Source organism: Streptomyces sp. NPDC026417 (genome assembly GCF_055567695.1).
On the sequence record NZ_JBVHPY010000023.1, the window covers coordinates 43,883 to 68,144 of the forward strand.

Consider the following 24,262-nt stretch of genomic DNA (forward strand, 5'->3'; position numbering starts at 1 on the left):
GTCCACCGCGTTCAGCGCAGCCGGTCCGCCAGCTGCTTGAAGTCCGTCCAGGACAGGGGCGGCTTGTCCGGGTCCCACAGCTTCTGCACCGTGGCGGCCAGCGGCATCCGGATCCCGGCGGCCACCTGTTCCTGCGTCTGCGCCTGCGACAGGTCGCACCAGACCGAGAAGGTGCCGCCGAGGATCTGGTCGTTGTACTTCGCGGGCACCGGGGTGGTGCCGCGCAGGACGAGCGGGGTCCACTGCTCGTAGATGCGCTGCCCGGTCGGATAGACGAAGGTCTGCGGCTCGCCGAGCACGTAGTAGAGGAACTCGTCGTTGTAGTTGATCACCTTGCGGCCCGCGCTCAGGTACTCGACCGGCTGGCGCGCGCCGATCTCCTTGCCGGTCCAGTACGCGACCTGGATGTCGTCGTCCGCCTGGACCTTGCCGCCGCTGAAGAAGCCGTCGTTCCAGGCCCGTACGGTCCGGTCGTGGCCGCGCATCACCTCGGCGCGGTCGTTGAGCCAGCCGGTCGTCAGATCGGTGATGCCCGCGCCGGATCCGTAGGTGTTCGTGGCCGCGGCGGCCAGTTGCGGGAAGGAGGCCGCCGGGTTGGACACGGTGAGGGCCTGGTACTCGTCGCCGCCGAGGTGCCAGTAGGCGCCGGGGAAGAGGTCGGCGTACTCGTTCAGCAGATCGTCGACGATGTCGGCGGACGCCTGCTTGGAGATGTCGATCGCGCCCCGGGTGGCCACGCCCTGGGTGTTGCGCAGCTGGAGGTCGGGATGGGCGGCGATCACGGCGCCCAGGTGGCCCGGCGAGTCGATCTCGGGGACGACGGTGATGTGGCGGCTCGCCGCCAGCGCCAGGATCCGGCGGACCTCGGCCTTGCTGAGGTGCTGCTTCGACACGATCTCCGGGTGCGAGTCCGACTCGATGCGGAAGCCCTGGTCGTCGGAGAAGTGCAGGCCGAGCTGGTTGAACTTGAGGTCGCCCAGCTCACGTATCCGGTCCTCGATCCAGCCGGCCGTGAAGTGCTTGCGGGCGATGTCGAGCATGAAGCCGCGCACCGGCTTGGCCGGCTCGTCGCGGACCACGCCCTCGGGCGCCGTGGCACCGCCGTGCACCTCCTGCTTCAGGGTGCGGGTGCCGTAGAAGACGCCGGTCTCGGTGGGCGCGGCTATGGTGACCCGCCCGCCCTTCACGGTCAGCGTGTACGACTCCGCTTTCGCGCCCTTGTCGTCCGAGCCGTTCAGGGTGAGCGCGACGTCGCCGGAGCCGGCCTTCTCCTCCCCCGCGTACGACAGCTTGAGCTCTCCGGCGAGCAGCCGTCCCTCGTCCTCGAGGTCGCCGTCGTCCACCACCACACGGCCGTTCGCGGCGGGACGCCAGCCGGGACCGCGGGCGGGGGTGTGCTGCCGGACGGCCGGAATCGTCTGCGGCGTCTGCGACAGGGCGTACGAGCGGGAGGGCGTGGGGGCGGCCGGGGCCCGGGACGCCGCCGAGCCGCTCTCCGAGGGCGCCGCCGCTCCCGCGGGCCCGCCGTCGCCGGACGGCCAGAACGCGAAGGTCGCCACGGTCGCACCCGCCACCAGCACGCCCGCGGCGGCCAGCGCCCCGTTGCGCCCGAGGGGCCCGGTGCGTCTCGTCTGCGGCCGGCCGTGGGCCCGCCGCCTGCGCCCGCTCACCGCGTCACGCCCCACGTCTCGGCCCCTACGGTCCACTTCACGTCACCCACAGCTGCTTACGCCTTCCTGGTGCGGCACCCCGTACGGCTCTCTCGTACACCCCCTCCTACTCCTCCACGGTGAACCCAAGCCAACGTCTCCGCCTCCCCACCGTCCACCCGATGTACCGAAACTCTCCCGTGCGGGTGAAATTCGGGCATCCTTCGGACAGGTCCTGACCGGCATCGATAACGTGGCGGCACATCTCTCACACCTTCCCCTGCCGAACCACGCGTGACGTCCACGGGGCGCCACCGGATCCCATCGCCGAGGACCCACGCTGCCTTCGCACCGCTTCCCACGCCTCCCCGGCCAGGTCGCACTGCCCGAGCAGAAGGGCGCGACCCCGCCCCCGGTCCGCCTGGAGCCGTTCAACGAGGCGCCCGCCGACATCGCCGAGCGCGCCCTCCTCACCTGCTGCCACAGCCTCCGCTGGGCCAGGCGCCTCGTCGATCACCGCCCCTATCCCGACCTGGGCGCCCTGCTCGCCGCGGCCGACGAGGCGGCGTACGACCTGACCCCGGCCGACCTCGCCGAGGCGCTGGCCTGCGAGTCCCTGGCGGTGCTCCCGGAAGGCGCCTACTCCGCCGCGCACACCGCGCTCAGCGCCGCGCACGCCGCGTACGAGAGCCGCTTCGGCCACGTCTTCGTGATCTGCCTGGACGACGCCGCCCCGGGGGAGGCCCTGGACCAGGTGCTCGCCGGGATCCGCGGGCGGCTCACCAACGATCCGGAGGAGGAGCGCGTCCTGGCGGCCGAGGAGCTCAGGCGACTCGCCCATGGCCGGATTGTGCGCCTTGTGCATACGTTCGAAGGGTCGTCCGGCCCGGGCGCCACGCGCCCGGAATCAGCCGGTTCCGGCCATCCTGATAGCCCGTACGTGCCTGTTTGATTGCCTGTTTGATCACACAGACGGGCCCGGCGTAAGCGTTCCGACAAGTCGTCGCTACGATGGCCGGGGCCGGTGGACCGTACCCGGCCGGGCCCGTCCGACACAGAAGCCGGCGCGGCCCCAATCCCCGCTCCCGGAGGGTTCTTCCGTGCCGGCTGGAACGCTGTACCGCGGCCGGGAAGGAATGTGGTCCTGGGTGGCTCATCGAGTCACCGGCGTCCTCATCTTCTTCTTCCTGTTCGTACACGTCCTGGACACCGCTCTCGTCCGTGTCTCCCCCGAGGACTACGACAAGGTCGTGTCCACGTACAAGACCCCGATCGTCGCGCTGCTGGAGTACGGCCTCGTGGCCGCCATCCTCTTCCACGCGCTCAACGGCCTGCGTGTCATCGCCGTCGACTTCTGGTCGAAGGGCCCGCGCTACCAGAAGCAGATGCTCTGGTCCGTCGTCGGTATCTGGGTCGTGCTGATGGCCGGGGCCCTTTACCCGGTCCTCGGTCACGCATTCCGCGAAGTCTTCGGGAGCTGACGCCGATGTCCACTGAGACCACCACCTCCGGTATCGGCCCCGTCGAGGGCACCGGCGCCTCGCTCTACAGCGTCGACAACCCGGCCCCCCTCATCGAGGCCCCGCGCAAGCGGACCAAGAAGACCCCGAAGTCGACCCGCGGCAACTTCGAGATGTACGGCTGGCTCTTCATGCGCCTGTCCGGCATCGTCCTGGTCGTCCTGGTCCTCGGTCACCTGCTCATCCAGCTCGTCCTCGACGGCGGCGTCTCCAAGATCGGTTTCGCCTTCGTGGCCGGTCGCTGGGCGTCCCCGTGGTGGCAGGCCTGGGACCTGGCCATGCTGTGGCTCGCCATGCTGCACGGGTCCAACGGCCTGCGCACGGTCATCAACGACTATGCGGAGCGCACGACCTCCCGGCTGTGGCTCAAGGGTCTGCTCTACACCGCCACGGTGTTCACCATCCTGCTGGGCACGCTGGTGATCTTCACCTTCGACCCGAACATCCGCTAGGCACGGGGCTGCGAGAATCATGAAGATCCACAAGTACGACACCGTCATCGTCGGCGCCGGCGGCGCCGGCATGCGCGCCGCCATCGAGGCGACGAAGCGCAGCCGCACCGCCGTCCTGACGAAGCTCTACCCCACCCGCTCCCACACGGGCGCCGCGCAGGGCGGCATGGCCGCCGCGCTGGCCAACGTGGAGGAGGACAACTGGGAGTGGCACACCTTCGACACGGTCAAGGGCGGTGACTACCTGGTCGACCAGGACGCCGCCGAGATCCTGGCGAAGGAGGCCATCGACTCCGTCCTCGACCTGGAGAAGATGGGCCTGCCGTTCAACCGCACCCCGGACGGCACCATCGACCAGCGCCGCTTCGGCGGTCACTCCCGCAACCACGGCGAGGCCCCGGTCCGCCGGTCCTGCTACGCCGCGGACCGCACCGGCCACATGATCCTCCAGACGCTGTACCAGAACTGCGTCAAGGAGGGTGTGGAGTTCTTCAACGAGTTCTACGTCCTCGACCAGTTGATCACCGAGGTCGACGGCGTCAAGCGCTCGGCGGGCGTGGTCGCGTACGAGCTGGCGACCGGCGAGATCCACGTCTTCCAGGCGAAGGCCGTGATCTACGCGTCCGGCGGCACCGGCAAGTTCTTCAAGGTGACGTCCAACGCGCACACCCTGACCGGTGACGGCCAGGCCGCCGTGTACCGGCGCGGGCTGCCGCTGGAGGACATGGAGTTCTTCCAGTTCCACCCGACCGGCATCTGGCGCATGGGCATCCTGCTGACGGAGGGCGCCCGCGGTGAGGGCGGCATCCTCCGCAACAAGGACGGCGAGCGCTTCATGGAGAAGTACGCGCCGGTCATGAAGGACCTCGCGTCCCGTGACGTCGTCTCGCGCTCCATCTACACCGAGATCCGCGAGGGCCGCGGCTGCGGTCCCGAGGGCGACCACGTCTACCTCGACCTCACGCACCTGCCGCCGGAGCAGCTCGACGCCAAGCTGCCCGACATCACCGAGTTCGCGCGCACCTACCTCGGCATCGAGCCCTACACGGACCCGATCCCGATCCAGCCCACCGCGCACTACGCGATGGGCGGCATCCCGACCAACGTCCAGGGTGAGGTCCTCGCGGACAACACCACGGTCGTCCCGGGCCTGTACGCCGCCGGCGAGGTCGCCTGCGTCTCGGTGCACGGCGCCAACCGCCTGGGCACCAACTCGCTGCTCGACATCAACGTGTTCGGCAAGCGGGCCGGTATCGCCGCCGCCGAGTACTCGGCCACCACCGACTACGTCGAGCTGCCCGAGGACCCGGCCTCGCTGGTCGCCGCCCAGGTGGAGCGGCTGCGCAGCTCCACGGGCAACGAGCGGGTCGCCACGCTGCGCCTGGAGCTCCAGGAGTGCATGGACGCCAACGTGATGGTGTTCCGCACGGAGCAGACGATCAAGACGGCGGTCGAGAAGATCGCGGAGCTGCGCGAGCGCTACCGGAACGTCTCGATCCAGGACAAGGGCAAGCGGTTCAACACGGACCTGCTGGAGGCCATCGAGCTGGGCAACCTGCTCGACCTGGCCGAGGTCATGGCCGTCTCCGCACTCGCCCGCAAGGAGTCCCGCGGCGGTCACTACCGCGAGGACTACCCGAACCGCGACGACGTCAACTTCATGCGCCACACCATGGCGTACCGCGAGGTCGGCGACGACGGCACCGAGTCCATCCGTCTCGACTACAAGCCGGTCGTCCAGACCCGCTACCAGCCGATGGAGCGTAAGTACTGATGGCTACCCCGACCCTCGACAAGGCGGACAGCGCCGGCAAGCCCGAGGCGGGCTTCGCCGATTCCCCCTATATCACCGCCACCTTCCGGATCCGCCGGTACAACCCGGAGATCTCGGCCGAGGCGACCTGGGAAGACTTCCAGCTGGAGATCGACCCGAAGGAGCGTGTCCTCGACGCCCTCCACAAGATCAAGTGGGACCTCGACGGCACGCTGACGTTCCGCCGGTCCTGCGCGCACGGCATCTGCGGCTCGGACGCCATGCGGATCAACGGCAAGAACCGGCTCGCCTGCAAGACGCTGATCAAGGACATCAACCCCGAGAAGCCGATCACGGTCGAGGCCATCAAGGGCCTGACGGTGCTGAAGGACCTCGTGGTCGACATGGACCCGTTCTTCCAGGCGTACCGCGACGTGATGCCCTTCCTCATCACGAAGGACACCAACGAGCCCACGCGCGAGCGTCTGCAGTCGGCCGAGGACCGCGAGCGGTTCGACGACACGACGAAGTGCATCCTGTGCGCCGCGTGCACGTCCTCGTGCCCGGTGTTCTGGAACGACGGCCAGTACTTCGGTCCGGCCGCCATCGTGAACGCCCACCGCTTCATCTTCGACTCGCGTGACGAGGCGGGCGAGCAGCGCCTGGAGATCCTCAACGACAAGGACGGTGTGTGGCGCTGCCGCACGACGTTCAACTGCACGGACGCCTGCCCGCGCGGTATCGAGGTCACCAAGGCCATCCAGGAAGTCAAGCGCGCGCTGATCACGCGCCGCATCTGACCTTCCCGGTTCCTCGTACGAGGGCCCCGTTCCCGGCTGGGAGCGGGGCCCTCGTCGTGCCGGGGCCCGGGTGACCTGCCGTCAGGTCCTGTCGTGCGGACGGGGCGGACTACAGCTGGCTCAGGATCGACGGGTCCGTGATCTTCGTGTCGTCGGCCAGCAGCATCGCCTTGCTCAGCACGACCGCCAGCGTCCGGTCGCCCTCGAAGGGCAGGTAGCCGGTGCCCGGGCCGGCCGTGCCGGCCTTGGGGACGATGCACAGGTACTGGTCGTTCGGGCTCCGCAGGATGTTGCCCGAGCCCAGATGGATCCGGTACGTGTGGCGGTCGCCCTCGACCTGCAGGAAGCGGCCCTCCAGCCGGCAGCGGTCCGCGATCGCCAGCCGGGGTATCAGGCGTTCGAGGAGCAGCCGCCGGGTCTCGGCGCTCTGGTTCAGCTCGCCGAAGCCGTACGACGTCCAGTACTCGCGGAAGCGGCCGCCGGGGCCGCCGTCCTGCCAGGTCGGGTCGTTGCCGACGCTGGCGACGCCCACGAAGAGGTCGACGTCGCGCAGGATCTCGGAGAGCACCAGGGGCGGGATCTCGGCGAGCGGCACGGGTTCCACCGGGTCCCCGCCGTCGCGCAGCCACATGCGGTACTCGCCGCCGCAGCAGTGCGCCGAGTTCTCGGGGGCGTCGATCGGGTAGAAGCGCACCTGGTCCGTGCGCAGCCGCAGAAAGCTGCCGGACTCGGTGGTGTCCTCGCCGTACTCCTCCCCCTCGCCCTCGATCCAGTACTCGGCGCGCAGACCCCACCGGGGCAGCTCACGGCAGGCGGGCGGTGCCTCGTCGTCCACGCAGAGCCGCAGCTTGTTGCGCCAGCCGCGGACCGCGGCGAGGGAGTGGAACTGGTGCTGGCGCAGGATGTGCGCGGCGAACCGGTTCGAGTAGGTGCCGGTGGCACGCTCGGCGTCGGTCAGCAGATAGACCTCGCGGTGCGCCTGCTTGAAGGGCTGGGTGATCGTGTACCGCTCCAGCCAGTCCCGCCAGGCGACGATCTCGGCGGGTTCGCGGCCGGCGGGGTGCCACAGCTCGACCCGGCCGCCGGTGGTGACCGGGTCGCCGGTCAGCGTGCGCAGCTCGCCGTCGGCGAATCCGGTGGTGGTGCCGTCCACCGTCCACAGCAGCCGGCGCGCGAGCGTGCCGACGAGCGGATGGTCGAGGTAGCGCTCGCGCCAGGTGTCGTACGCCCAGCTGCGCCGGGCGAGGAACTGCCGGTCGAGGCGCTCGCTCTGGGCGGACAGCATCCGGTCGATGTCCTTGACCGCGGCCTTCAGCTCCTTGAGCGCGTCGGCGTGTTCGCGCCGGACGGCGGCCGGGACGCTCTTCACCGGCGCGCCCGCGGCGTTGCGCCAGCTCAGCACCGCCCGGGAGCCCTGAACACCGATCACCGCGGTGGCCTCGCCGAGGCGCAAAGCGGCGCCGCCGACCTCCGTGAGCCCGTACGCCGGGACGGCCAGTTCCTCGATCTCCTCCCGGCCGAGGCCGAGCGCGGCGGCCCGCGCCTGCAGCGCGCCGTCGAGGAGCTTGGCGGTGTTCTTGTACGTCACCCGGGTGGCCAGCCGGGCCAGTTCGGCCAGGGCGGCCTCGCCGTCGACGCGGGACAGGGCGATCACGCCGGCGTTCGCGACCTTGGGGTTGCGGGGGCCGATCCCCGCGACCTTCTTCAGCGAGGTCTCGACCAGCGCGCCGAGCGCCCGTGCCGTGTCGGGGTGCGGCGGCAGCAGGGAGAGCAGCCAGGCGAGGCCGCGCAGGGCGTTGGCGTTGTACGGGTCGTAGGCGCCGTTGACGTCCGCCCCGTGGACCCCGGTCTCCAGCGGGAGGGTCCGAGGGCGGCCGACGAGCGCCAGCCAGGAGAGTACGGCCTCCCGCACGCGGTCCGCGCCGAGCGGGGCGGCGAGGGCGAGGGCCCGCTTGTCCCACGCTGCGCCGGGCCGGGACGCGGTGGCGGTCACGGCGTGGGCGAGGAGTGCGTGCCAGGGGTCGTCCGGGCCGCCGGTGGCGCGCTCCATGGCCCGCTCGGCCCACTCCTCGCCCACGTTGAGGACGGGCTCGGTGAGTCTGCGGGCCAGCGCCGTGAGACGCGTGTCGCCGTAGGCGTCCAGGGCGGCACGGCGGAAGACGGCGACGACGGCCGGTGCGAGCGGGTGGCCGGTGGCCAGCTCGGCCTCCGCCAGGGCGTCTTGGCGTGTCGCGTACCAGACGGAGTACTGCCGGCCGAGCCGGTCCAGCTCCTGGAGCCGCTCGGTGCCGAGCACGCCGTCCGTCAGGTCGTGGGAGACGGCGCCGACGAGGGTGAGCACGTGGCGGCGGGCGTCCGACTCCTCGTCCACGGCGTGGTACCTCGCGGCCAGGGCGCCGGCCAGGCGGACGCGGTTCTCCCGGGACAGGTCGCGCAGGGCGTCAAGGATCTCGGTCCAGGGTCCGGCCCAGTGCCCCTTGGCGGCGACGGCGGCCTCGACCGCCTCGTCGGCCAGCTTGCCCATGTTCCCGTCGGCGGCGTGTTCCCGGACGCGCTCCAGGTACGTCTTGATCCGCACGGTGCTCAGCCCCCCACCAGCGCGACGAGCTTCAGGAACGTGACCTCGGTGCCGAGCGGGAGGTCGATCTCCTCCTCGGGGGAGGTGACCTGACGGTCCCCCACGAGCACCAGGAACCCGTTGCCGGCGAAGGCCCTGAGCGCCAGCCGCGTCTGCGCCTCGGGGTCGATCCGCCGGGGCGTGCGCAGCGCGTACCCGTTGAGCACGCGCTCGGTGTCCTCGGGCTGCACCAGCCCCTGGAACACCCGCGGCATGCGCGCGTTGTACTCGGCGACCTCCTGGAAGACCCGCCGCCGGATCAGCTCACCGACCGTGAGCCGCTCCTCGGCGATCTCGATCCCCCAGCCCGTACCGCGATCCCCACTGGTCGTCTCGTCGACGATCGTCACCGTTGCCATGGGAAGGACAGTAGGACGAGGGTCTGACAACGGGTCACCCGCGGGTGCTCCCGCCGTCGGCGGGGCGCTGCCCTCAACCAGCGTCGGCCTCCCGCGGCGGGAGAGGAAGCAGCGAAACGTTCATCACTCGGCGCCGTTCCGGCAAACCTGGGCCGGGGCTCTCGGTCGCCCCGGGTACAGGGTCGAACGGTTCGGGTGCCGAGATCATCGCCGCACCCTCGCATCCCCCGCACCCCCCGTCCGCCTCGCCCCATCGAGTGACCCCCACGGTCAGTCCCCCGCCCGGTCCGGGGTGGCGTACCTAACCTGATGACATGTCAGATCAACAGTCGTACGAGCTGCTCGGTTTCGACAATGTGCTGTTGCCCGTCGGGCATCTGGACGAGGCGGTGGGCTTCTACGAGCGCGCGGGCTTCACCGTGGCCTTCCGGCTCGACGAGGCCGGGATCGCTCTGCTGAAGGTGGGCAAGGAGACCCCCGGGCTGCTGCTGCGCCTGGACGAGGAGCTGAGCCACCGGCAGCCGCCGTGGGCCTCCCCCCGGGTGTGGCTCGAAGTGCGGGACGCCCGGGCCGCGGCCGAGGCGCTCGCCGCCGCCGGCATCCCGCCCCTGGACGCGCCCTTCCCCGGCGCCACCGGCTGGACCGTCGAGATCGCCGACCCCTGGGGCAACGTCATCGGCCTCACGGACTACGGCAAGCGCCCCGAACTCGCCCGCGCCGCACCGGCGTAGTCGCCGTCCACCCCGTACGGCCGCCTCCCCGGCACCGAGCCCCCGCACGGAAGCGGTCCCGTCAGCGAGCCCCCGCCGCCCCTGACTTGAACATGTTCAAAAGGAGGTCTACATTCGTTCTCGACAGCGTTTTGAACGCGTTCAAGAAGGGGTGGGGACATGGACCTCACGGTCGTCGCGTACGTCATCTATCTGCTGGTCAGCATCGCTCTGACCGTCTGGGTGGCACGCACGCTCAGCCACAACGGGCGGATCTTCCTCGCCGACGTCCTGCACGGGAACGAGAAGCTCGCCGAAGCCGTCAACCACCTGCTGGTGGTGGGCTTCTACCTGGTCAACCTGGGCTTCGTCGCCCTCTATCTGAACCAGGACGACGAGATCGCGGACGCCCGCGGGATCTTCGAGGCCCTGTCGACCAAGCTCGGCGTGGTGCTGCTGGTGCTCGGGGTGATGCACCTGGGGAACGTCTTCGTGCTGAACAAGATCCGCCGCCGGGGCGTGATGGAGCGGGAGCAGCTGCCGCCCGTCCCGCCGCAGGAGTGGGTCGCTCCGTCGGCCGGGGTGTGAGAGCGGTGGACCCGGCGGCCACCGCCGGCCGGGGCCGGGACGCCGCGCGCGTCCCGGTCCGCGGGCTCACGGTCCTGTTCGACGCCGGGTGCGGTCTGTGCGCCTTCGTGCGCGACTGGCTGGTGCGGCAGCCGCAACTGGTGCCGCTCCGGCTGGTCCCGGCGGGCTCCGAGGAGGCACGTCGGCGCTTCCCGACGCTCGACCACCGGACCACCCTGGAGGAGATCACCGTCATCGGGGACTCCGGCCAGGTCTACCGCGGCTCCGCCGCCTGGGTCGTCTGCCTGTGGGCGCTGCGCGAACACCGGCCGCTCGCCCACCGGCTGAGCACCCCGGCCGGGGCCCGGCTCGCCAAGGGCGCGATGCTGGCGGCCGCGCAATGGCGCCGCACGCACCGGGCCGGGGCCGAGGAGTGGGGCGGCCGCACCTACTACGGCAGCGACGGATGGACGTACGACCCGCGGGCCGGCTGGATCTACACCCCGCCTGCCTGTGACAGCGGCGCCTGCGCCACTCGTTAGGCTCTGTTCCCGTGTCAGCAGCGAACGACAGCCCCGGCTCCGACGCGGCGCGTGCTCCCGGCGGGACCTCCGACCGGAGTTCCGCCGCGGACCCCGACCGGAGCCCCGCCAAGAGCGAGCAGACCCGCGCCCTGATCCTGGAGACGGCCCTGCGGCTGTTCCAGGAGCGGGGCTACGACAAGACGACCATGCGGGCCATCGCCAAGGAGGCCGGGGTCTCCGTCGGCAACGCCTACTACTACTTCGCCGGCAAGGAGCACCTGATCCAGGGCTTCTACGACCGGATCGGGGTCGAGCACCAGGACGCGGTGCGGCCCGTCCTGGAGCGGGAGAAGGACCTGGAGGCGCGGATCGCCGGGGTGCTGAAGGCGTGGCTGGACGTGGCGGAGCCGTACCACGAGTTCGCGGCGCAGTTCTTCAAGAACGCCGCCGATCCGGACAGTCCGCTCAGCCCCTTCTCCCCCGAGTCGCAGGGCCCGCGCGAGGCGGCCATCGCCATGCACCGGCAGGTGCTCGACGGTTCGAAGGCGAAGGTTCCGGAGGAGCTGCGGGAGGTGCTGCCGGAGCTGATGTGGCTCTCCCAGATGGGGCTCGTCCTGTATTGGGTCTTCGACCGCACGGAGGGGCGCGAACGCAGCTACCGCCTCGCCGAGCGCGGGGCACGGCTCACCACGCGCGGTGTCTCGCTGGCCCGCTTCCGGGTGCTGCGGCCGCTCGTCCACGAGGTGCACGAGCTGTTCACCGACTTCCTGCCGGGGATGACCAGGGTGCTGCCGGACCCGGCGGCCAAGGGACGGCGGGCGGAAGACCCCGGCGGCCCCCAGGCGGAGTGACGCAAGCCGCACCGGGGGCGGGCAACGGCTGCGGGAGCCCACCCCCGGGGGCGGGGACGGGGCCCCTGCAAGTCCCCGCCCCGCCCGACCGCCCTCCTCGATGCGGTGGCCTGCGCCCATAGGGGTGCCTTGCGGATCCCCTCGGCTCCGCGACGCCTGGCACGGCACCCCCTAGTTGACCGCGTCCACCTCGTCCGACGACGTCAGCTCGACGTCGTACACCAGGGGCTCGTCCGTCACGATCACGTGCCGTGCCCGGGAGGCGTACGAGGACGCGGTCGCCGCCAGCAGATACGTGCCCGGCGCCGGCACCGAGACGATGTAGGAGCCGTCGGCCAGCGAATGCACCCGGTCCAGCCGGCGTCCGCCCTTGGAGAGCAGCGTGAGGACCGCCCCGTCGACCGGGACGCCGTCGGCGTCGCGGACGAGGCCGTGGACGACCGTCGCCCCTCCCCCGGCGGCCGGCGGGGTGGGCTCGGGCTCCTCCCGCGGCTCGACCGCGAGGTGCGGCAGCCGCTTCTCCAGGCCGGCCGGCAGCCACCAGTTCGAGCGCCCGAGCAGATGCATCGCCGCCGGCACCAGTGCCGTACGCAGGATGAAGGCGTCCAGGGCGACCGCTGCCGCCAGGCCGATGCCCGCCATCGCACCCTCCGTGTCCCCGCTCAGCACGAACGCGGAGAACACGCAGATCATGATCAGGGCCGCGCAGTTGATGACCCGGCTGGTCTCGGCGAGGCCCACCCGGACCGCTCGCGCGTTGTCCCGCGTGTGCACCCACTCCTCGTGCATCCGGCTGACCAGGAACACCTGGTAGTCCATGGAGAGCCCGAACAGCAGCGACAGCATGATGACCGGCAGGAAGGACGTGATCGGGCCCTCCTTGCCGAAGCCGAGTGCCTCCGCGCCCCAGCCCCACTGGAAGACCGCGACCAGGACGCCGAACGACGCGGCCGCCGCGATCAGGTTCATCAGGGCCGCCGTCAGCGGGACCACCAGGGAGCGGAAGGCGACGAGCAGCAGCAGGAAGCCGAGCGCGATGATCGTCGCGACGAAGTACGGGAGCCGGTCGCCGGTCACGGCCGCGAAGTCCTTGAAGACGGCCGTCACGCCGCCGACGTGGGCCTCGGCCCCGGACTCGGGGATCACCTCGTCGCGCAGCCGGTCGATGAGCCGGTCGGTCCGCTCGGACTGCGGTGACTCGCTCGGGACGACCTGGATGACGGTGATGCCCCGGGCGGGCGGCGCCGCGGCCACCTGCTCCACACCGTCGGTCGCCTGGATCGCCGCCACCAGACCGGACGCGTCGCCCCGCTCCACGACGACCTGGAGCGGCCCGTTGAAGCCGGGGCCGAAACCCTCGGCGAGCAGGTCGTAGGCCTGCCGGGTGGTCGTGGACGCCGGAGTGTTGCCCTGGTCGCTGGTGCCCAGGCGCAGCGACAGCACGGGTACGGCGAGCGCGGCCATCACCGCGAGGGCCACCAGCGCGGTCGAGCGCGGCCGGCGCTGGACGTACGACGACCAGCGCGCCGCGAGGCCGCTCGCCTCGGGCGACTCCGGTCCCGTGACCGCGAGCCGGCGGCGCTGGCGGCGGCTGAGCACCTTCGTGCCGAGCAGGCCGAGGAGGGCGGGCAGCAGGGTCGTGGCCGCGAGGACGCTCAGGACCACGGTCAGCGAGGTCGCGATGACGACGCCGTCCAGGAAGCGCATGTTCATCACCAGCATGCCGGCCAGGGCGATGCACACCGTGCCGCCCGCGAACAGGACCGCCCGGCCGGAGGTGTTGAGCGCGGTGACGGCCGCGTCCTCGGGTTCGGCGCCGCGCAGGATGCCGCGGCGGTGCCGGGTGACGATGAACAGCGCGTAGTCGATGCCGACGCCCAGACCGATCAACGAGCCCAGCAGCGGCGCGACTTCGGGCACGTCGGTGACATGGCTGAGCAGGGTCGTCGACATGAGGCCGGTGCCGACGCCCGCGACGGCGATGACGATCGGCAGCACCATCGCGAAGAGGGAGCCGAAGGCGAGGAAGAGGACCACGGCGGCGGCCGCGATGCCGACGACCTCGGCGAAGCCGGTCGGCGGCTCCTGGATCCTGGTGATCGCCTGGCCGCCCAACTCCACGCGCAGCCCGTCGCGTTCGGCGTCCCGGGCACGGTCGACGACGTCCTGCACCAGTTCCTTGGGGACGGCGTTCGCCTGTTCCTCGAAGGTGATCTGCGCGTAGGCGATCTTCCCGTCCCGGCTGATCCGGGCGGCGCCCCCGGCATCGCCGTACGGGCCGGAGACCTGGCCGACCCCCTCCATCCGCCCGATCTCCTCCAGGGCGGGTTGGATCCGGGACCGTACGGAGGGGTCCCGTACCGTCCCGTCGTCGACCTTCCAGACGACCGTGTCGGTGTCCCCGGCGCTCTGCGGGAACGCCTTCTCCATCAGGTCGTACGCGCGCTTGGAGTCCGTGTCCGGCAGGGAGAAGACGTTCGAGTAGTCGGTCCCGGCGGCCGAACCCGCCGCGCCGAGACCGAACAGGGCGCCCACCCACAGCAACAGGACCACCAGCCGGTGCCGGTAGCACCACCGTGCCAATGTCGTCACGCTCTACGCTCCTTCATCGGGTCCCCCAGGTCCTGGGCTCCAGCATTCCGGCGGAGGCGGGCCCGGCGACACGACACCTCCATGACTCTCAAGGAACTCCAAAGCGGCAGCCGTCCCGGTGAGCGGGGGGTGTGCGGATACTGGGGGCATGACCGGTCACGAGGGAGCTTCGGCGGCGGACCACGAGGGCGCGACCGTGCTCGTCGTGGAGGACGAGCCGAGCATCGCGGACGTCCTGGCCATCGCCCTGCGCTACCACCGTTTCGTCGTGATGACCGCGGGCACCGTCCGTGAGGCGCTCGCCCTCGCGGAGCGCACCCGGCCCGACGCGGCGCTGCTCGACGTGATGCTGCCGGACGGCGACGGCCGCGCACTGGGCCGGGAACTGCGGTCCCGGCAGCCCGACTTGGCGCTGGTCTTCCTCACCGCCCGGGACGCGCCCGCCGAGATCGTCGGCGCCCTGGGGTTCGGCGACGACTACATCACCAAGCCGTTCAACATCGACGAGGTGATCGCCCGGATCACGGCCGTCCTGCGCCGGACGCGCGCCGCCGACGTGCTGCCCCAGCGTCCGCCGCTGCGCTACGGCGACCTGGAGCTGGACGAGTCGACGTACTGCGTCCACCGCGCCGGCCGGACGGTCGAACTCACGCCCACCGAGTACGCGTTGCTGCGTTTTCTGGTCCGCAACGGCGGACGGGTGGTGCCGAAGGAGCAGCTCCTCCGCCACGTCTGGCAGTACGAGCACACCCCGCCGGAGTCGACGGTCGTGGAGACCTACATCAGCTATCTGCGGCGCAAGCTCGACACCCTCGGGGCGCCCGTGATCACCACCCGGCGGGGTGTCGGGTACGGACTCGCCTGATGATCCGGCGCTCGCGGCACGGGACCCGCTCGCTGCGCGCCAAGCTCACGGCGGCGAACGTCGCGCTGCTGGCCCTGGGCATCGTCATGGCCACCGCGGTGAGCCTGGTGGGCATGCGGCACTACCTTCTCGACCAGGTCGACGCGGAACTCGTCCAGACCCGTTCGTCGCTGGGGAGTTCACGGCTGACGCTGCGGCAGATCGACTCGTTGAGCGCGCTGGCGATCGTGCGGGACCAGCTCCTGCCGCACACAGACGAGTCGCCCGAGCCGGACGCGATCTTCGCGGCGGTGGACCGCCGGGGCGAGCCCGTCGCCATCGGCGGCTTCGCTCCCACCGGCAGCCAGCGGGACCTGGCCGCCGCCGTCGCCGACCCGGGCGGCCTCGCCGCCGACACCGAGCCGCACGACGTCACCGTGCACGGCGCTCCCTACCGGGCGACCGGGGCGCGACTGGCCGACGGCTCGTTCGTACTGCTGGCCACCTCCACCGACGGACTGCACAAGGGCATCCGGAAGGCGCTCAAGCTCGACCTGGCCTTCGGCACCCTGCTGCTGGCGCTGCTCGCGGTGCTGACGATGATCAGCGTGAGCCGCCGGATGCGGCCGCTGGAGGCCATGGTGGAGACCTCGACGGCGATCGCCGAGGGTGACCTGACGCGGCGCGTCCCGTCGAGCCACCATCCGACGCAGGAGGTCGAGCAGCTGCGGCTCGCCCTCAACTCGATGCTCCACCAGGTCGAGTCGGCCTACCGGACGCGTGAGCGCAGCGCGGCGCAGCTGCGCCGCTTCGTCGGGGACGCCTCGCACGAGCTGCGCACCCCGCTGTCCGCGATCCGGGGCTATCTCCAGCTGTACGACAGGGGGATGCTGCGCGATCCCGAGGAGCGTGCCCGCGCCTGGCAGCGGGTGAACACGGAGGCCGACCGCATGGGCCGGCTGGTCGACGAACTCCTGACCCTGGCCCGCCTGGACCAGCGGCCCGAACTGCGCTTCCGGGACGTCGACTTGAGTGCCCTGGTGCGGGACGCGGCCGAGGACCTGCGGGCCCAGCAGCCGGAGCGGCCGGTCACCGTGGCCGCCGAGGGCACGGTCCTGGTGCACGCCGACGAGTCGGGGCTGCGCCAGGTCCTCGGCAACCTGGTGGGCAACGTACGGACCCACACACCCGCCGAGGTGCCGGTGCGGCTCGGCCTGGAGCGGGCGGGCGGGGCGGTGCGCCTGTGCGTCGCCGACCGGGGGCCGGGGCTCGCGGAGGACGACGCCGCCCGTGTCTTCGACCGCTTCTTCCGGGCAGGTGCGGCGCCGGGCAGCGGTCTCGGGATGGCCATCGTGCAGGGGGTGGTGGCGGCCCACGGCGGCGAGGTGACGGTGCGCACGGCGCCGGGCGAGGGGCTGGCCGTGACGGTGACGCTGCCGGCCTGCTCCCAGGACCCGCCGGACCCGGAGCCCGCCCCCGCCTAGGGTGTCGTCCGGATCGGGCACGGCCGTGGCGCACCCGCGGCCGTCCGGGTCACGCCTGCTTCGACGCCAGCTCCACGACGGTGATGTCGGAGGGGGCGCCCACGCGGACCGGCGGTCCCCAGGCGCCCGCGCCCCGGGAGACGAAGAGCTGGGTGTCGCCGTACCGCTCCAGGCCCGCGACCGTCGGGTTGGCGAGGTCGGCGACGAACTTGCCGGGCCAGAGCTGACCGCCGTGTGTGTGACCGGAGAGCTGCAGGTCGACGCCGTGCTCGACGGCCTCGTGGATCTGGACCGGCTGGTGGGCGAGGAGGACGCACGCGCGTGCCGGGTCCCGGTCCCCGAGCGCCTTGGCGAAGTCGGGCCCCTGCCCCTCGCTCTCGCCCTGCACGTCGTTGACGCCCGCGAGGTCGAATCCGGCCAGCTCGGTCCGTGCGTTCTCCAGCGGATGCAGGCCCAGTTCCCGCACCTCGCGGACCCACTGCTCCGCCCCGGAGAAGTACTCGTGGTTGCCGGTGACGAAGTAGGCACCGTGGCGCGCGCGGAGGCGGACCAGGGGTGCGGCGGCCGGTCCGAGGTCCTTGACGCTGCCGTCGACCAGATCGCCGACGACGGCGATCAGGTCGGGCTGCGTGGCGTTGATCGTGTCGACGACGCGGGCGCAGAAGTCCCGGCCGAGAACGGGGCCGAGGTGGATGTCGCTGACCACGGCGATCCGGAATCCGTGGGCGGCGCGCGGCAGTCTGGCCAGCGGCACGGTGACCCGCTTGACGGCGGGGCCGCGCAGGACGCCGTACGTCCCGTACCCCACGGTCCCCACGGCGGCGGCGGCCACGGCGCCGCCGACCACGCGGGAGACGAACAGCCGCCGGGAGGGGGCGCCCGTGCCGGCGGCACCGGCGCGCTCCTCGGCGGCCGTGGGCCCGTCGGCGGGGGCGGCCTCCGCCGGCCCGGGCTCCGATCCCGCGCCGCAGCGGGACAGGGCGCCGCGGCGCGAACCCGGCCCGCCGACCGCCGCGGGCTCGGCGGCGGCCGGGTCCGTGACGCCCGGCCCGGCCGCGGCCGCGTCCCCGGCGTCCGCACGTGCGGACGGCTGCTGAGGTGACGTCCGGTCTCCGGCTGCCGGCTGCGTCCCGGACGCCCGGCCGCCGGCGGCCGGCCGTGCGGGTGCACCGCGCTCCGCCAGCCGCCGGACCAGGGGCCGGACGAACTCACCCGCCACCAGCGCCAGCAGGAGGTAGAGCGACAGTGCCATCCACAGGAACCCCGGCCAGGCCAGGACCTGCTGGAGCAGGAAGGGCGCGCCGCCCCGCTCGGCGGCCAGCGCGGCGAACATCAGCACGGGGCCGGCGACGATCACCGCCGTGCCGATGCGGCGGGCGGGGCCGGGGCCCCTCGTGGTGTCGCGGACCAGTCGGCGCCACGCGTACCAGTGCAGCGCGCCGAACGCGGCCAGGACGGCCAGCCCGACCAGCACGAAGACGATGACCATGACGCCGCTTTCCCCGCAGTTCCGTATGTCCGATGTGCCGTGAACGGCGCGATGCCCGGGTGCCTATGGCGTGGGGCGCAAGGCGCGCAGACCGCGCAACCCGATGGCTCCGACGATCGTCCCCAAGACAAAGGAGACGACGGCGAGAGCCAGGTGCACCCAGAAGTACGCCGTCGGGTCGCCCGCGTCGTCGAAGGCGAGCCCGCTGCCGTCCTTGACGAGATTCTTGACGAAAGTGATCCAGATGACCCAGCTCCACACCCCGAAGGCGAGCAGGAACCAGGAGACGGGGCGGCTGAGCTTCATGAGTTCAGTATCAACGCCGTCGATCGGACACCGCGGCCGGGGTGGGGAGGGTGGCGGGACTTCCAGCGCGCGGCCCTGTACTTTCTCGACCGTGCCCGCCTCGAGAAAGATCGCCAGGCATCGCCTGCCGGTCGCTTCCGCCGCCCTGTTGTCGTTCTCCCTGTCCCTCTCGCTCGCGGCGCCGGCCCTCGCCGACGCGACCCCGACGGCGACACCGGCCGCCTCTCCGTCCACCGAACCGTCCGCGGAGCCGTCCGACGCGCCCCCGGCGGGCATGTCCACCGTGGGCGGTGCCCGTCTCGGGCAGGCGGGCACGCAGGTGAACCTCGGCAGCGGTGCCCCGGTGCTGCCCAAGGACGTCACCGCCCGCTCCTGGATCGTCGCGGACGCGGAGTCCGGCGATGTCCTGGCCGCGCACAACGCGCACTGGAAGCTGCCCCCGGCGAGCACTCTGAAGATGCTCTTCGCGGACACCGTGCTGCCGAAGTTCCCCAAGACCCAGAAGCACCGGGTCGCGGCGTCCGACCTGGCGGGCATCGGTGCCGGCTCCAGCATGGTCGGGATAAAGGAGGGCGAGACGTACTCGGTCCACGACCTGTGGCTCGGTGTCTTCCTGCGCTCCGGCAACGACGCCGTGCACGTCCTGTCGGCGATGAACCACGGCGTCGCCCGGACGGTCGAGGACATGCAGGCGCACGCCGAGGAGCTCCAGGCCCGGGACACCCACGTGGTGAGCCCCGACGGCTACGACGAGAAGGGCCAGGTGTCGTCGGCGTACGACCTCACCCTGATCGCCCGCTCGGGCCTGCAGAAGAAGGACTTCCGGGAGTACTGCTCGACGGTGCGGGCGTCCTTCCCCGGCGCGACGACGAAGAACAAGAAGGGCAAGAAGTCCCGCGAGTCCTTCGAGATCCAGAACACCAACCGGCTGCTGGCGGGTGACAGCGACGTCACGCCGTACCAGGGCATCGCGGGGGTGAAGAACGGCAACACGAGCAACGCCGGGGCCACGTTCACCGGGGTCGCCGAGCGCGACGGCAAGGTGCTGCTCGTCACCGTCCTGAACCCGAAGAAGGACGAGCACAACGAGGTCTACAAGGAGACCGCCCGGCTCTTCGACTGGGGTTTCCGGGCGGCGGGCAAGGTCGAGCCGGTGGGCGAGCTGGTCCCGCCGAAGAGCGCGGAGGCGACGGCGCAGCCGGGGTCGAACCCGTCCGCCTCCGCACAGGACGGTGCCTCCACGAAGCCCGTGGCGGCCTCCTCCGACAAGGGCGGGACGAGCGGGATCGCGACCGCGCTGGCCGTCACGGGCGGGCTGCTGGTGCTGCTCGCGGGGGCGGTCTTCGTGGTCAACCGCCGGTGGCCGCTGCCGGATCTGGTGCGCCGGCGGACGCGCCGCTGACCTCGCCGGGTGCCGCGCGGCTCGGCGTCGCCGTCCACGCGGCGCAGAACAGCACGAGTTTCGAGGTGAAGTTGATCCACAGCAGCAGCGCGACGGGCACTCCGAAGGCGCCGTACATGCTCTTCGCCGCGACGCCCTGGATGTAGCCGCTGAGCAGCAGCTTGAGCAGTTCGAAGCCGACGGCGCCGGTCAGCGCGGCCACCAGCAGCCGGTGCCGGGTCGGTTCCACGCCGGGCAGCAGCGTCAGCACGTACAGCAGGAGCAGGAAGTCGGCGAGGACGGCGACGAGGAACGCGGCGATGTGCAGCAGCACGCTGCCCCAGCCGCCCTCGTCCAGGCCGAGCCCGTCGGCCGTCCAGCCCACCAGGGCCGAGGCGAGCGTGGACGCGGCGAGCGTGGCGAGGACGGCTCCGCCGAGGCCGATCAGCACGCCGCCGTCCTTGAGTTTGCGCAGGACCGGGTTCTCCTCCGTATCGTCCAGCTCCCAGACGGCGCGCAGGCACTCCCGCATGGAGCCGACCCAGCCGATGCCGGTGACCAGCAGCAGGGCACCGGCGATGACGCCGACCGTGCCGGCGTTCTGCACCAGGCCGTTGATGTCGAGCTGGTCGGCGATGCCCGGGATCTGCTCGGCGATCTTGTCCTGGAGCTCCTTCTGCTGCTCGGGGCTGACCGTGGCCGCCGCGATCGCGGCGGAGACCGTGAGCAGCGGGAAGAGCGCCACGAAGCTGATGAACGTCATGGCCGCCGCGAGGCGTGTCCACTTCACCCGGTCAAGACGTTCGTACGACCGCCACGCGTGCGTCTCCATCAGTCGCGCGACGAGCGGGCCGATCCCCGGGAGCTTCTTCAGCCAGTCCATGATCCGCCTCTGCCCTCACCTCGGAACACCCATGTCCGGGTACCCCAGAAACGCAGGACCGTGGCCAGTGCCATGCCGACCCCCGCTCCGGAGACGGTGTCCGCGCGGGGGGAGGTGAGGCCGAGGCCGTAGTGGCTGACGGCGATGCAGAGCAGTTGCACGAGGGCCCCCGCGATGTTCACCGCGAGGAACACGGCGTACCGGCGCAGTCCCCGCGCCCCCGTGTGCCGGTACGTGCCGAGCGCGTTGCCCGCGTACGCCACCGAGCATCCGGCGGCGAACGAGAGCGCCTTGGCCGTCAGCGGGTCGAGGCCCGCGGGGCCGCGCAGCCAGACGAAGACGGCGAGGTCGGCCGCGTAGGCGAAGCCCCCGACGACGGCGAAGCCGAGCAGTTCCCGCAGGAAGGGGCGCGCGCGGCCCGGGACGGCCGGCCGGTCGCCGCTCGCGGGCCCGCACGCCGTGGACCCCTCGGCGACGCTCACCAGTTCGCGACGGCGAGGCCGTACATCGCCAGCCACACCAGCCCGATGAGGGCGAGCGCGCGGTCGTGCAGGACCACGTCCTCGGGTTCGCCCGCCGTGCCCCGGTCGGCGAAGACCGCGTAGCGCAGGACCGCGAGGATGAAGGCGACCATCGACAGCTGCCGCCACGGCAGCACGCTGGTGCTCGCCACCCCGCCCTCCTCCAGGGCCCACAGGCAGTAGCCGAGGACGGCGACGCCGGCGGCCAGTTGCCAGACGAACCGGAGGTAGCCGGTGGTGTACTCGGTGAGCAGGGCGCGGGTCGCGCCGGCCTTCCCGGCCATCTGCACGGCCTCGGAGTAGCGCTTGGCGGCCACCATGAACAGCGCGCCGAAGCCCGTGGTGATCAGGAACCAGCGCGACAGCGGGATTCCGAGGGCCAGCCCGCCGATCATCGCGCGCATCAGGAAGCCGGTGGTGACGACGGCGAGGTCGACGACCAGGACGTGCTTGAGGCTGACGCAGTACGCCAGTTGCATGCCGAGGTAGGCGGTCAGCAGGGCCGAGGTGAGCGGCGAGCACAGCCAGGCCGCGAGGACCGGGGCGAGGACGCCGAGGGCTCCTCCGACGGCGTACGCGAGCGGGACCGGGACCTGGCCGGCGGCGACCGGGCGGTGCCGCTTGACCGGATGGGCCCGGTCGGCGGCGGCGTCCCGGGCGTCGTTGACCAGGTACACGGCGGCGGCGCTGGCCGTGAACAGCAGGAAGACGAGGCCGGTCCGAGTCAGCGCGTGGCGGGAGAAGAGCTCGCCGGCGGCGGCCGGCGCGGCCACGACCAGGACGTTCTTCACCCACTGGCGGGGACGTGCGGTCCGCAGCAGGCCGAGGGCGACGCTGCCGCGCTCGACGGCCGGCGGGGAGACGCTCGGGGCGGGCAGGACCGCGGTGCGCTCGGTCATCGTCCCGCCTCCATCCAGCGGGCGCCGAGCCGGGCCGTGAGCGCGCCCAGGGCGGCGCCGGCGGCGACGTCGGAGGGGTAGTGGACGCCGACGACCATCCGGGAGACGCACATCGCCGCGGCGAGGGGGGCGACCACCGGGGCCCCGAGCGCTCCGTAGGCGACCGCGGCGGCCGCTGCCGACGTGGCGTGCGAGCTGGGGAAGGAGTGCCGGCCGGCGGTGCGGACCAGTGGTTCGAGGTGCCCGGGGCGTGGGCGCCGCACCAGCCGCTTCACCCCCATGCTGGCCAGGTGCGCGGTCGCGGTCAGCGCCGTGCCGCGCAGCCAGGCGCCCCGCCGGTCCCGGTCGGCCGCCGCCCCCACGAGCCCCGCCGCGAGCCACAGCGCGCCGTGCTCCCCGGTCCAGGACAGAGCGCGCGCGACGGCCGCCACGCGCGGATCCGCTCCGCATCCGTGGAGAGCCGACAGCAGCCGACGGTCCATGTCGTCGAGCCGACGGTCCATGTCGTCAAGGTCGTCCATGTGGTCTCACTCTTCTAGGGAGTGGCCCCAGAATTACGGCAATCTTGGACGACATCCCATTAATCACCCATTTCGGTGAGGAGCCGTGAGGGCCGCACTGATTACGGCGTTATGCACCCATTCCGGCGATACGGTCACGGGCATGCCTTCCGACACCGTCTCCGTCACGGGTTGGGGCCGCACCGCCCCGACCGCCGCCCGACTGGTCCGCCCGCGCAGCTACGAGGAGGCGGTCGCCGCCGTCCGGGAGTGCGGGACCCGCGGCAGCATCGCGCGGGGGCTGGGGCGGGCGTACGGGGACGCCGCGCAGAACGCGGGCGGCGCCGTGCTCGACATGACGGGCCTGGACCGCGTCCACGCCATCGACGCGACCGCCACCGCGGCCGACGGCACGACGGGCGGGACGGTGCTCTGCGACGCCGGGGTGAGCCTGCACCGGCTGATGGAGGTGCTGCTCCCGCTCGGCTGGTTCGTCCCCGTCTCGCCCGGCACCCGCTACGTGACGGTCGGCGGCGCGATCGGCGCGGACATCCACGGCAAGAACCACCACGTGTCCGGGTCCTTCTCCCGCCACGTCCTCTCCTTCGAACTGCTCACCGCCGACGGCGAGATCCGAACGGTGACCCGCGGCACGCCCCTCTTCGACGCCACCACCGGCGGCATGGGCCTCACCGGGGTGATCCTCACCGCGGCCGTCCGGCTGCAGCCCGTCGAGACCTCGCTGATGACGGTCGACACCGAACGGGCGGACGATCTCGACGACCTGATGGCCCGTCTCACCGCGACCGACCACCGCTACCGGTACTCGGTCGCCTGGATCGACCTGCTCGCCCGGGGCGCGGCCCTGGGCCGCTCGGTGCTGACCCGCGGCGACCACGCGCCGCTCGGCGCGCTCCCCGACCGGGCGCGCCGGCATCCGCTGGAGTTCCGCCCCGGACGCCTCCCGGCCGCCCCCGCCTTCGTACCGGAGGGACTCCTCGGGCGTACGACGGTGGGCCTGTTCAACGAGCTCTGGTACCGCAGGGCGCCCCGCTCGCGGACCGGCGAGCTGCAGAGGATCGCCACCTTCTTCCACCCGCTCGACGGAGTCCCGCACTGGAACCGGATCTACGGGCGCGGCGGCTTCGTGCAGTACCAGTTCGTCGTCGGATACGGGAAGGAGGAGGCCCTGCGCCGGATCGTGGAGCGCATCTCGGAGCGCCGCTGCCCGTCCTTCCTCGCCGTGCTCAAGCGGTTCGGAGAGGGAGACCCGGGCTGGCTGTCCTTCCCCCTGCCCGGCTGGACCCTCGCCCTGGACATCCCCGCGAACCTGCCCGGCCTCGGCGCCTTCCTCGACGAGCTGGACGAGGAGGTGGCCGCCGCCGACGGACGCGTCTACCTGGCGAAGGACTCCCGGCTGCGGCCGGAGCTGCTGGACGGGATGTACCCGCGGCTGGCGGACTTCCGGGCCTTGCGCGCGGAGCTGGACCCCCGCGGCGTCTTCACCTCGGACCTGTCCCGCCGGCTCGGCCTCTGACCTGCACGCCCCTCCGCACCGGCG

At 72.0% G+C, this 24,262-nt stretch carries 23 protein-coding genes; 13 read left to right on the forward strand and 10 right to left on the reverse strand.

Translation table 11 applies throughout. The features are described from left to right. Positions 1–11: 11 nt before the first annotated feature. Entirely contained in the window at positions 12–1,580 is a 1,569-nt protein-coding gene (locus ACZ4NT_RS30595; RefSeq protein ID WP_467728459.1) for a family 20 glycosylhydrolase, read from the reverse strand. A gap of 409 nt (positions 1,581–1,989) precedes the next feature. Between ACZ4NT_RS30595 and ACZ4NT_RS30600 the strand changes: the two genes are divergently transcribed. The 5 genes from ACZ4NT_RS30600 (at position 1,990) to ACZ4NT_RS30620 (ending at position 6,174) form a co-directional block, all read left to right on the forward strand. Then, positions 1,990–2,601: a 2-oxo-4-hydroxy-4-carboxy-5-ureidoimidazoline decarboxylase gene (locus tag ACZ4NT_RS30600; protein WP_121405617.1), complete on the forward strand. Its 612-nt coding sequence runs from the start codon at positions 1,990–1,992 to the stop codon at positions 2,599–2,601. A 148-nt stretch (positions 2,602–2,749) separates the two neighbouring features. Continuing rightward, positions 2,750–3,130: a succinate dehydrogenase, cytochrome b556 subunit gene (sdhC, locus tag ACZ4NT_RS30605; RefSeq protein ID WP_121405616.1), complete on the forward strand. Its 381-nt coding sequence runs from the start codon at positions 2,750–2,752 to the stop codon at positions 3,128–3,130. Between the two features lie 5 nt (positions 3,131–3,135). Beyond that, positions 3,136–3,621, forward strand: coding sequence for a succinate dehydrogenase hydrophobic membrane anchor subunit (locus ACZ4NT_RS30610; protein ID WP_121405615.1), 486 nt, complete (start codon positions 3,136–3,138; stop codon positions 3,619–3,621). Between the two features lie 19 nt (positions 3,622–3,640). After that, positions 3,641–5,395, forward strand: a complete 1,755-nt coding sequence (gene sdhA / locus ACZ4NT_RS30615; protein ID WP_121405614.1) for a succinate dehydrogenase flavoprotein subunit — start codon at positions 3,641–3,643, stop codon at positions 5,393–5,395. After that, positions 5,395–6,174 (forward strand): succinate dehydrogenase iron-sulfur subunit, encoded by a 780-nt coding sequence (locus ACZ4NT_RS30620; RefSeq protein ID WP_121405613.1) that lies wholly within the window; start codon positions 5,395–5,397, stop codon positions 6,172–6,174. The genes sdhA and ACZ4NT_RS30620 overlap by 1 nt, the downstream gene beginning before the upstream one ends. 109 nt (positions 6,175–6,283) lie before the next feature. Here the strand turns inward: ACZ4NT_RS30620 and ACZ4NT_RS30625 are convergent, their stop codons facing one another. Together ACZ4NT_RS30625 and ACZ4NT_RS30630 are read right to left on the reverse strand one after the other, a co-directional pair. After that, the gene (locus ACZ4NT_RS30625; RefSeq protein ID WP_467728460.1) at positions 6,284–8,698 is read right to left on the reverse strand and encodes a DUF4132 domain-containing protein; all 2,415 of its coding nucleotides are present in this window, start codon (positions 8,696–8,698) and stop codon (positions 6,284–6,286) included. A 59-nt stretch (positions 8,699–8,757) separates the two neighbouring features. After that, entirely contained in the window at positions 8,758–9,150 is a 393-nt protein-coding gene (locus ACZ4NT_RS30630; RefSeq protein ID WP_121405612.1) for a hypothetical protein, read from the reverse strand. A gap of 314 nt (positions 9,151–9,464) precedes the next feature. Between ACZ4NT_RS30630 and ACZ4NT_RS30635 the strand changes: the two genes are divergently transcribed. The 4 genes from ACZ4NT_RS30635 (at position 9,465) to ACZ4NT_RS30650 (ending at position 11,802) form a co-directional block, all read left to right on the forward strand. Continuing rightward, positions 9,465–9,881 carry a VOC family protein gene (locus ACZ4NT_RS30635; protein ID WP_467728433.1) on the forward strand — a complete coding sequence of 139 codons (417 nt, stop codon included), beginning with the start codon at positions 9,465–9,467 and terminating at the stop codon, positions 9,879–9,881. A gap of 159 nt (positions 9,882–10,040) precedes the next feature. Next, a complete protein-coding gene (locus ACZ4NT_RS30640) occupies positions 10,041–10,448 on the forward strand; it encodes a hypothetical protein (RefSeq protein WP_121405610.1) in 408 nt (135 codons plus the stop codon). Continuing rightward, complete coding sequence (locus tag ACZ4NT_RS30645) at positions 10,445–10,969, forward strand: thiol-disulfide oxidoreductase DCC family protein (RefSeq protein ID WP_467728434.1); 525 nt, start codon at positions 10,445–10,447, stop codon at positions 10,967–10,969. The genes ACZ4NT_RS30640 and ACZ4NT_RS30645 overlap by 4 nt, the downstream gene beginning before the upstream one ends. A gap of 11 nt (positions 10,970–10,980) precedes the next feature. Beyond that, on the forward strand, positions 10,981–11,802 hold the full coding sequence (locus ACZ4NT_RS30650) for a TetR/AcrR family transcriptional regulator (protein ID WP_467728435.1): 822 nt from the start codon (positions 10,981–10,983) through the stop codon (positions 11,800–11,802). A 171-nt stretch (positions 11,803–11,973) separates the two neighbouring features. Here ACZ4NT_RS30650 and ACZ4NT_RS30655 read toward each other — a convergent pair whose 3' ends face one another. Beyond that, the gene (locus tag ACZ4NT_RS30655) at positions 11,974–14,385 is read right to left on the reverse strand and encodes an MMPL family transporter (protein WP_467728461.1); all 2,412 of its coding nucleotides are present in this window, start codon (positions 14,383–14,385) and stop codon (positions 11,974–11,976) included. Between the two features lie 157 nt (positions 14,386–14,542). Here ACZ4NT_RS30655 and ACZ4NT_RS30660 point away from each other — a divergent pair, with 157 nt between their 5' ends. Both ACZ4NT_RS30660 and ACZ4NT_RS30665 read left to right on the forward strand, forming a co-directional pair. Further along, on the forward strand, positions 14,543–15,259 hold the full coding sequence (locus ACZ4NT_RS30660; RefSeq protein WP_121405607.1) for a response regulator transcription factor: 717 nt from the start codon (positions 14,543–14,545) through the stop codon (positions 15,257–15,259). Next, positions 15,259–16,722: a sensor histidine kinase gene (locus ACZ4NT_RS30665; protein WP_467728436.1), complete on the forward strand. Its 1,464-nt coding sequence runs from the start codon at positions 15,259–15,261 to the stop codon at positions 16,720–16,722. Before ACZ4NT_RS30660 ends, ACZ4NT_RS30665 begins: the two co-directional genes overlap by 1 nt. A 49-nt stretch (positions 16,723–16,771) precedes the next feature. On the opposite strand, the gene ACZ4NT_RS30670 is transcribed toward ACZ4NT_RS30665, so the two are convergent. Both ACZ4NT_RS30670 and ACZ4NT_RS30675 read right to left on the reverse strand, forming a co-directional pair. Further along, positions 16,772–18,211, reverse strand: coding sequence for a metallophosphoesterase (locus ACZ4NT_RS30670; RefSeq protein WP_467728437.1), 1,440 nt, complete (start codon positions 18,209–18,211; stop codon positions 16,772–16,774). A gap of 63 nt (positions 18,212–18,274) precedes the next feature. Then, a complete protein-coding gene (locus ACZ4NT_RS30675; RefSeq protein WP_467728438.1) occupies positions 18,275–18,517 on the reverse strand; it encodes an SCO4848 family membrane protein in 243 nt (80 codons plus the stop codon). A gap of 91 nt (positions 18,518–18,608) precedes the next feature. Here ACZ4NT_RS30675 and ACZ4NT_RS30680 point away from each other — a divergent pair, with 91 nt between their 5' ends. Further along, positions 18,609–19,919: a D-alanyl-D-alanine carboxypeptidase family protein gene (locus ACZ4NT_RS30680; protein WP_467728439.1), complete on the forward strand. Its 1,311-nt coding sequence runs from the start codon at positions 18,609–18,611 to the stop codon at positions 19,917–19,919. Here the strand turns inward: ACZ4NT_RS30680 and ACZ4NT_RS30685 are convergent. The 4 genes from ACZ4NT_RS30685 to ACZ4NT_RS30700 form a co-directional block, all read right to left on the reverse strand. Further along, positions 19,867–20,781 (reverse strand): YihY/virulence factor BrkB family protein, encoded by a 915-nt coding sequence (locus ACZ4NT_RS30685; protein ID WP_121405604.1) that lies wholly within the window; start codon positions 20,779–20,781, stop codon positions 19,867–19,869. The genes ACZ4NT_RS30680 and ACZ4NT_RS30685 overlap by 53 nt on opposite strands. Continuing rightward, a complete protein-coding gene (locus ACZ4NT_RS30690; RefSeq protein WP_121406395.1) occupies positions 20,769–21,182 on the reverse strand; it encodes a GtrA family protein in 414 nt (137 codons plus the stop codon). The genes ACZ4NT_RS30685 and ACZ4NT_RS30690 overlap by 13 nt, the downstream gene beginning before the upstream one ends. Positions 21,183–21,259: 77 nt before the next feature. Next, complete coding sequence (locus ACZ4NT_RS30695; RefSeq protein WP_467728440.1) at positions 21,260–22,201, reverse strand: decaprenyl-phosphate phosphoribosyltransferase; 942 nt, start codon at positions 22,199–22,201, stop codon at positions 21,260–21,262. Beyond that, on the reverse strand, positions 22,198–22,722 hold the full coding sequence (locus tag ACZ4NT_RS30700; protein ID WP_183116983.1) for a phosphatase PAP2 family protein: 525 nt from the start codon (positions 22,720–22,722) through the stop codon (positions 22,198–22,200). The genes ACZ4NT_RS30695 and ACZ4NT_RS30700 overlap by 4 nt, the downstream gene beginning before the upstream one ends. Positions 22,723–22,864: 142 nt before the next feature. On the opposite strand from ACZ4NT_RS30700, the gene ACZ4NT_RS30705 reads away from it, so the two are divergent. Continuing rightward, positions 22,865–24,238: an FAD-binding oxidoreductase gene (locus ACZ4NT_RS30705; RefSeq protein ID WP_121405602.1), complete on the forward strand. Its 1,374-nt coding sequence runs from the start codon at positions 22,865–22,867 to the stop codon at positions 24,236–24,238. Positions 24,239–24,262: the final 24 nt, after the last annotated feature.

Excerpts from the sequence above, each read along its gene's own strand:
- ACZ4NT_RS30610 (WP_121405615.1), top strand. The coding sequence starts at position 3,136 with ATGTCCACTGAGACCACCACCTCCGGTATCGGCCCCGTCGAGGGCACC.
- sdhA (WP_121405614.1), top strand. The coding sequence starts at position 3,641 with ATGAAGATCCACAAGTACGACACCGTCATCGTCGGCGCCGGCGGCGCC.
- ACZ4NT_RS30620 (WP_121405613.1), top strand. The coding sequence starts at position 5,395 with ATGGCTACCCCGACCCTCGACAAGGCGGACAGCGCCGGCAAGCCCGAG.
- ACZ4NT_RS30625 (WP_467728460.1), bottom strand. The coding sequence starts at position 8,698 with ATGGGCAAGCTGGCCGACGAGGCGGTCGAGGCCGCCGTCGCCGCCAAG.
- ACZ4NT_RS30630 (WP_121405612.1), bottom strand. The coding sequence starts at position 9,150 with ATGGCAACGGTGACGATCGTCGACGAGACGACCAGTGGGGATCGCGGT.
- ACZ4NT_RS30635 (WP_467728433.1), top strand. The coding sequence starts at position 9,465 with ATGTCAGATCAACAGTCGTACGAGCTGCTCGGTTTCGACAATGTGCTG.
- ACZ4NT_RS30640 (WP_121405610.1), top strand. The coding sequence starts at position 10,041 with ATGGACCTCACGGTCGTCGCGTACGTCATCTATCTGCTGGTCAGCATC.
- ACZ4NT_RS30660 (WP_121405607.1), top strand. The coding sequence starts at position 14,543 with ATGACCGGTCACGAGGGAGCTTCGGCGGCGGACCACGAGGGCGCGACC.
- ACZ4NT_RS30665 (WP_467728436.1), top strand. The coding sequence starts at position 15,259 with ATGATCCGGCGCTCGCGGCACGGGACCCGCTCGCTGCGCGCCAAGCTC.
- ACZ4NT_RS30670 (WP_467728437.1), bottom strand. The coding sequence starts at position 18,211 with ATGGTCATCGTCTTCGTGCTGGTCGGGCTGGCCGTCCTGGCCGCGTTC.
- ACZ4NT_RS30675 (WP_467728438.1), bottom strand. The coding sequence starts at position 18,517 with ATGAAGCTCAGCCGCCCCGTCTCCTGGTTCCTGCTCGCCTTCGGGGTG.
- ACZ4NT_RS30685 (WP_121405604.1), bottom strand. The coding sequence starts at position 20,781 with ATGGACTGGCTGAAGAAGCTCCCGGGGATCGGCCCGCTCGTCGCGCGA.
- ACZ4NT_RS30695 (WP_467728440.1), bottom strand. The coding sequence starts at position 22,201 with ATGACCGAGCGCACCGCGGTCCTGCCCGCCCCGAGCGTCTCCCCGCCG.
- ACZ4NT_RS30700 (WP_183116983.1), bottom strand. The coding sequence starts at position 22,722 with ATGGACGACCTTGACGACATGGACCGTCGGCTCGACGACATGGACCGT.
- ACZ4NT_RS30705 (WP_121405602.1), top strand. The coding sequence starts at position 22,865 with ATGCCTTCCGACACCGTCTCCGTCACGGGTTGGGGCCGCACCGCCCCG.